6 protein-coding genes are annotated in these 6455 nt (G+C 62.8%); 1 reads left to right on the forward strand and 5 read right to left on the reverse strand.

From position 1 onward, the window contains the following. Window positions 1-84 precede the first annotated feature (84 nt). From EN932_RS25680 to uxuA, 4 genes are all read right to left on the reverse strand, one after another. Window positions 85-1104: an NADP-dependent oxidoreductase gene (locus EN932_RS25680; protein WP_127368897.1), complete on the reverse strand. Its 1020-nt coding sequence runs from the start codon at window positions 1102-1104 to the stop codon at window positions 85-87. A 25-nt stretch (window positions 1105-1129) separates the two neighbouring features. Next, a complete protein-coding gene (locus tag EN932_RS25685) occupies window positions 1130-2452 on the reverse strand; it encodes an LLM class flavin-dependent oxidoreductase (protein WP_127368898.1) in 1323 nt (440 codons plus the stop codon). Window positions 2453-2787: 335 nt separating this feature from the next. After that, window positions 2788-3807: an isopenicillin N synthase family oxygenase gene (locus EN932_RS25690; RefSeq protein ID WP_013530313.1), complete on the reverse strand. Its 1020-nt coding sequence runs from the start codon at window positions 3805-3807 to the stop codon at window positions 2788-2790. A gap of 316 nt (window positions 3808-4123) precedes the next feature. Further along, the gene (gene uxuA / locus EN932_RS25695) at window positions 4124-5308 is read right to left on the reverse strand and encodes a mannonate dehydratase (RefSeq protein WP_127385005.1); all 1185 of its coding nucleotides are present in this window, start codon (window positions 5306-5308) and stop codon (window positions 4124-4126) included. Window positions 5309-5407: 99 nt separating this feature from the next. Between uxuA and EN932_RS25700 the strand changes: the two genes are divergently transcribed. Next, window positions 5408-6193 (forward strand): SDR family oxidoreductase, encoded by a 786-nt coding sequence (locus tag EN932_RS25700; protein WP_127369247.1) that lies wholly within the window; start codon window positions 5408-5410, stop codon window positions 6191-6193. 107 nt (window positions 6194-6300) lie between these two features. Here the strand turns inward: EN932_RS25700 and EN932_RS25705 are convergent. Then, window positions 6301-6455 (reverse strand): SDR family oxidoreductase (locus EN932_RS25705; protein WP_128369154.1); only part of this gene is annotated, 155 nt, incomplete at its 5' end.

The following is a 6455-nucleotide window of genomic DNA, read 5'->3' on the forward strand; positions in this document are numbered from 1 at the left end:
TCGGCGGCTGCTGGCAATCACGCCCCGCGGCCGCGGCTGCGGCAGAAATTACCCAAGCAGCCCCGCCTGATCGTTGCGCGGCATTTATTCCGCGATACGCACGATCAGCTTGCCGAAATTCTTGCCATCGAGAAGGCCGAGAAAGGCCTGTGGTGCATTTTCGATGCCATCGACGATATCTTCCCTGTAGCGGACGCGGCCGGACGATATCCATTCGGCCATCTCACGATAGAAGGCCGGGCGCTGGTCGACAAATTCACGCTGGATAAACCCCCTGATCGTCAGGCTGCGGTACAGCACTTGCTGCATCAATACCGGCAACCGGTCGACGCCGGCATCCGCGATGACGTTGTACTGCGCGATCAGCCCGCAGACCGGCACACGCGCAAATTCGTTCAGCAGCGGAAACACCGCGTCCCAGACAGGACCACCGACATTCTCGAAATAGATGTCGATGCCACCGGGGCAGGCTGCCTTCAATTGCTCGGCAAAATCATCGGCACGGTGATCGACGACCGCATCGAAGCCGAGTTCGTCTCGCACGAAGGCGCACTTGTCGGCACCGCCGGCAATGCCGACGGCACGCGCGCCCTTGATGCGCGCGATCTGGCCAACGGCCGACCCGACCGCGCCGCTGGCGGCCGCCACGACGACCGTCTCGCCAGGCTTCGGCTGCCCGATGGTGAGCAGACCGGCATAGGCCGTGAAGCCCGGCATGCCGAGCACGCCAAGCGCCGTAGTGATGGGTGCCGCAGCGGGATCCAGCTTGCGCAGCCCCACACCGTCGGACAAGGCAAAACTCTGCCAGCCGGAATGGGACAACACGATATCCCCTTCGGTAAATTCCGGGTGGCGAGAGATCACGACGCGCGCAACGGTACCGCCTTCCATCACGCCGTCGACATCGACGGGCCTGGCATAGGATTTCGTAGCGTTCATGCGCCCGCGCATATAGGGATCGAGCGACAGATAGAGGATCTGCAGCAGCAGTTCGCCCTCTCCCGGCTGGACGACATCAACCGTCTCGATGCGGAAATCATCCGGCTTCGGCCGGCCTTGTGGCCGCGCCGCGAGCACGATGCGGGTGTTGGACTGGATCGACATCGAAAATCTCCCTGCGAAGAAGGCTCTACTCGAAAAACCGGTTGGGCGGACGCTTCAGGCCGAGATTCTCGCGCAGTGTCGACCCTTCATATTGCCGCCTGAAGATCCCTCGCCGTTGCAATTCCGGCACCACCTTCTCGGCAAAATCATCGAGCCCGGCGGGCAGGTATGGAAACATGACGTTGAACCCGTCGGAACCCTCGCCGATCAGCCATTCCTCCATCTCGTCGGCGATTGTTTCAGGCGTGCCGACAAAAGCAAGGCCGGAATAGCCGCCCAGCCTTTGCGCAAGCTGCCTGACGGTCAGGTTCTCCTCGCGTGCCAGTTCGATGACGCGCTCGCGGCCACTCTTCGAGGCATTGGTCTCGGGGATTTCGGGCAAGGGCGCGTCAGGATCAAAACCGGACGCGTCATGTCCGATGGCGATCGACAGCGAGGCGATGCCGCTCTCGTAGTGGACGAGACTGTCGAGCTTCGCCCGCCTGGCCTGCGCGTCCTCGACGCTGTCACCGACAACGACAAAGGCGCCGGGCAGGATCTTGATGTCGTCACGCGACCGGCCAAGCCTTTCCGCACGGCCTTTGACGTCGGCGAAGAAGCGCTGCCCCGCCGCGAGATCGGCATGGGCGGCGAAAATGACCTCCGCTGTCTCCGCCGCCAGCTGGCGTCCTGCCTCCGAGGCGCCGGCCTGCACGATGACCGGCCAGCCCTGGATTGGCCGCGCGATGTTGAGTGGGCCGCGCACCGAGAGATGCTCACCCTTGTGGTCGAGCACATGCAGCCTGGCCGGGTCGAAATAGAACCCGCTTTCGGCGTCGCGGATGAAGGCATCGTCGGCAAAGCTGTCCCACAGGCCGGTGACGACATCGTAGAATTCCCGGGCCCGCCGGTAGCGCTCGTCATGCTCGACATGCTCGTCGAGGCCGAAATTGAGCGCCGCATCCGGATTGGACGTGGTGACGATGTTCCAGCCGGCGCGTCCGCCGCTGATATGGTCGAGCGAGGCGAAGCGGCGGGCAACATGATAGGGCGCGTCGAACGTCGTCGATGCGGTGGCGACCAGCCCGATATGGTCGGTGACGGCGGCGAGCGCCGACAAAAGCGTGAACGGCTCGAACGAGGTGACCGTGTGGCTGCGCCGCAGCGCCTCGATCGGCATGTTGAGAACGGCCAGATGGTCGGCCATGAAGAAGGCGTCGAACTTCGCCGCCTCCAAGGTCTGGGCGAAGCGCTTCAGATGCGCGAAATTGAAATTGGCGTCGGCATAGGCGCCCGGATAGCGCCAGGCGCCGGTATGCAGGCTGACGGGGCGCATGAAGGCGCCGAGGTGCAATTGTTTTTGTGTCATGAAAGTCGTTTCGACCGATCGATACAGTCGAGCACTAGCGCTCGAATCCTAAACTCAGGATCGGACGGTCCGCGCAACTCGGGAAGATATCCTGTTCCTCCACACCGGCCTTTTGCAGCATAGGTTTTGCGCTGTCCGGGACCAGGACAAAAAATGGCCGGGCTCGAATGCGGCCCGGCCAAAAGAAGGTTTGAACCTTCAGAGGGGAACACCGTCCAGCGGAATGGGAGGAAACCGCTAAACGATTTTACCTTTTTGCGCCTATCTCGAAGCCTTGGCGACGAATGGCATTCCAAAAAACATATGAAACGGCAAAAATTCGTGCAGAGCTGAGTTCACGAACCCGCCGCTCCGGCCTGGAGAAGATCGGCATAGTGGCGGCGTGCCACGTCGGGATGTGAACGCAGTCGGCTTTTGAGCACATTGGTGCCGACATCGCGAAACAACGGATTGTCCGGATCGCTTGCCGGCCCGCGCGCTTCGGCCGCCAATTCCTCGGGCAGGGTCAGAAGCGGTATGGTCGCGTCCAGCCGCGCACTGAAGAAGAAGGGAACGGAGATCCGCTCGACGCCGGCAGGCGGCGTCACGACGCGGTGAACGGTGGCACGCAAATACCCATTCGATGCCAGTTCGAGCAGTTCGCCAATGTTGACGACCAGCGTTCCAGGGAGCGGATCCACATTCACCCAGCTTCCGTCATATTCGACCTGCAGGCCCTTGTTGTCGTCCTGCAGCAGCAGGGTGAGGAAACCGCCATCCTTGTGCGCGCCGACGCCCTGGTCGCCTTCGGTCGCGTCACGGCCGGGATAACGGACGATCTTCATGCGATGGTTGGGCGAGTCCCGATAGATCGCGTCGAAGGCGTCCTCGGGCTGATCGAGCGATAGTGCGAAGGCTTTCAGCAGCCGAATGGCCACCGCGGTCGCCTTGGCCTGCCATGCAAGCAGTGCCGGCTTGAGCTCCGGCAGTGCAGACGGCCACTGGTTCGGCCCCTGCAGCCGTGTCCACGGTGCAATTCCAGGTCCCTGCGCTATGGGCTGGCGCTCGACGCCGATGTCGAGTTGCTCACGCCAGTCGGCCGCGCCCTTGGTCAGTTCGCCGCCGGCGCGGGTGTAGCCGCGGAACTGCTGGGACTTGACCATTTCGATGGCCAGCTTGTCGGCCTCCGGCAACGCGAAGAACCGTCGCGAGGCATCGAGCACGTCGTCGATCTCCGGGGCGGAAATTCCGTGGCCGCTGAGATAGAAGAAGCCAACGTCCCGGGCTGCCGTACGCAGGTCCAGGAGAAAGGTACGATACTCGGACGCACCTTGTTCGAGGCGGCTCAGGTCAAGCACCGGCACAATTCTGGGCATGGTCAGCTTCCTTCTTTTCTCTGCCCTGGCTTAGGAGAAGTAGAAGCGACCACCGGCAAGAGCTTCGAGCATGAATGCATCTCAAAGTGACACGCAAGGCGTGCCGATCAAAGCAACAGGAAGTCCAATCCGGGCCGGATGGAAGAACGTCAGCGCTGCATATTATGACCTGTCGGCAAATAATTTCCCGACAAGTGCTTTACCCGCCATGCCTCTCGTGGACCGCACTTTCCAGTGCGACAGCGTATAAGTCGCAGCGGAAGCGCAATCGCGCGTGATCGTCTGTAAATCCCGCCAGCCGACCGGCAGGACGGCTTCAAGCCAGCTCGAACCGCTCGATGGCGCGCATGATGCCGCGCAGCTCGGCGAGGCCCTTCAGCCGGCCGATCAGCGAATAGCCGGGGTTGATCCTGGTCTTGCCGATGTCGTCGGCAAGCAGATGGCCATGGTCTGGTCGCATCGGAATGCGCCAGTCGGCACGGCCTTCCCCGCGACGGCGCGCCTCTTCCTGCATCAGAGCGAGGATAACATGCGCCATGTCGGTGCCGCCTTCGAGATGCTCGGCTTCGTAGAACGAGCCGTCATCCTCGATGGTGATGTTGCGGAGGTGGACAAAGTGGATGCGGTCCGCGAATTCCTTGACCATGGCGACGATGTCATTGTCGGCGCGCGTGCCATAAGAGCCGGTGCAGAACGTCAGGCCGTTGGCGGGGCTGTCGACGGCGTTAAGGATGAAACGCGCATCCTCGGCTGTCGAAACGATGCGTGGCAAGCCATAGAGCGAGAAGGGCGGGTCGTCGGGATGGATGCACATGCGCACCCCCTCCTCTTCGGCCACCGGAATGATCTCGCGCAGGAACCAGGCAAGGTTTTGGCGCAGCTCCTTTGGTCCGATCGCATCGTAGTCCGCCAGGGCCTCGCGAAAACTGTCCCTGTCATAGCTGCGCTCGGTCGCCGGCAGGCCGGCGATCAGGTTGCGTTCGATCCTGTCGATCGCTTCGCTGCTCAATTCCTTCAGCCGCGCTTCCGCTTCGGCGATACGGGCAGCGGTATAGCCGGCTTCGGCATTGACGCGCTTCAGCACGAACAGGTCGTAGGCTGCGAAATCGATGGCGTCGAAACGCAGCGCATAGCCCGTCGTCGGCAGCCGATAGGTGAGATCCGTGCGGGTCCAGTCGACCACCGGCATGAAATTGTAGCAGACCGTCGCAATGCCGGCCTTGGCGAGCGCGCGGATTGAGTCGCGATAGTAGCCGGCGTAGCGCTCGCGTTCCGGCGCGCCGATCTTGAAGGAGTTGTGGACCGGAATGCTCTCGACCACCGACCATGTCAGGCCGGCGGCCTCGATGACACGCTTGCGCTCCAGAATGCTCTCGAGCGGCCAGGCGCGCCCGTCATAGATATCGTGCAAGGCGCTCACCACGCCGGTCGCACCGGCCTGCCTGACATGATCGAGCGTTACCGGGTCGTTTGGTCCATACCAGCGCCAGCACTGTTCCATTGCCGCTTCCTTCTGCGAGAGGATGGCAACCTATTGTTGGACCACAATGGGTGTCAAACTAGGAACCGGTTTCGGACAGCGAATGAAGGAGTTTTCCCAATGAAGGATTTCGACGGCAAGGTTGCCTTGGTGACGGGGACGACCGGGATTGGCCTCGCAACCGCCAGACGCCTCGCTGCAGGGGGCGCTGCGATCGTCGCCTGCGGCATCGACCGCGCGGCCAACGCGGCGTTGAAAGCGGAACTGGAAAGCTCCGCAGCCGGGGCGCTGGTGATAGGCGCCGACGTCTCCGTGCCCGATCAGGTTCGCGACGCGGTCGCGGCCGGCGTGGAGCGGTTCGGCGGCCTCGATATCGTCGTCAATTCGGCGGCGGTGCATCCGTACGGAACCGCCGTCAGCACCGATTTCGAGACCTGGAACAAGGCGATGTCGGTCAATGTCGGGTCGATCTATCTGACCGCGCATTTCGGCATCCCGGAAATGGTCCGCAGGGGCGGCGGCGCCATCGTCAACGTCGCTTCGGTGCAGGGCTTTGCCTGCCAGCAAAACGTCGCCGCCTATGCCACCACCAAGGGCGCCATCCACACGCTGACGCGTGCCCTGGCCCTCGACCATGCGCGCTCCGGCATCCGCGTCAATTCCGTCAGCCCCGGCTCGATCCGCACCCCGATCCTGGAGCAGGCCGCCCGCGGCGAGAACGGCACGGACGCCGATGTCGAGGCCGCCTACAAGCGCTTCGGCGAAGCGCACCCCATCGGGCGCATCGGCGAGCCGGAGGAGGTGGCCGAACTTATCGCTTTCCTGTGTTCGTCGAAGGCCGGATTCTGCACTGGCGCGGACTACAAGATCGATGGCGGCCTGACCGCCGGCATCGGCGTGAAGTAGATCGCGAATGGGGCCTGGCCTTTAGCGGGAGCGGCCGGCATCCGACAATTGGTTTGCCGAATTCTTGCAGATCAATGCTCAAGCAAATCGAGCAGCGAAATTGAGCTTTAGCGAAATTTCGGAAACGCACCGCCATCAGGGGCGTTGGCCCAGCTCTGCAAGGTCTGGCCGCCGTCGATCAGCCAATCCACGCCTGTGACGTGCCTCGCCTCGTCCGAGGCCAGGAAAGCCACGGCGGCCGCGACATCGTCCGGCTGGCCGA

This window comes from Mesorhizobium sp. M7A.F.Ca.US.002.01.1.1, assembly GCF_004022955.1.
Taxonomy (GTDB): domain Bacteria; phylum Pseudomonadota; class Alphaproteobacteria; order Rhizobiales; family Rhizobiaceae; genus Mesorhizobium; species Mesorhizobium ciceri.

Excerpts from the sequence above, each read along its gene's own strand:
- EN932_RS25700 (WP_127369247.1), top strand. The coding sequence starts at position 5,408 with ATGAAGGATTTCGACGGCAAGGTTGCCTTGGTGACGGGGACGACCGGG.
- uxuA (WP_127385005.1), bottom strand. The coding sequence starts at position 5,308 with ATGGAACAGTGCTGGCGCTGGTATGGACCAAACGACCCGGTAACGCTC.
- EN932_RS25680 (WP_127368897.1), bottom strand. The coding sequence starts at position 1,104 with ATGTCGATCCAGTCCAACACCCGCATCGTGCTCGCGGCGCGGCCACAA.
- EN932_RS25685 (WP_127368898.1), bottom strand. The coding sequence starts at position 2,452 with ATGACACAAAAACAATTGCACCTCGGCGCCTTCATGCGCCCCGTCAGC.
- EN932_RS25690 (WP_013530313.1), bottom strand. The coding sequence starts at position 3,807 with ATGCCCAGAATTGTGCCGGTGCTTGACCTGAGCCGCCTCGAACAAGGT.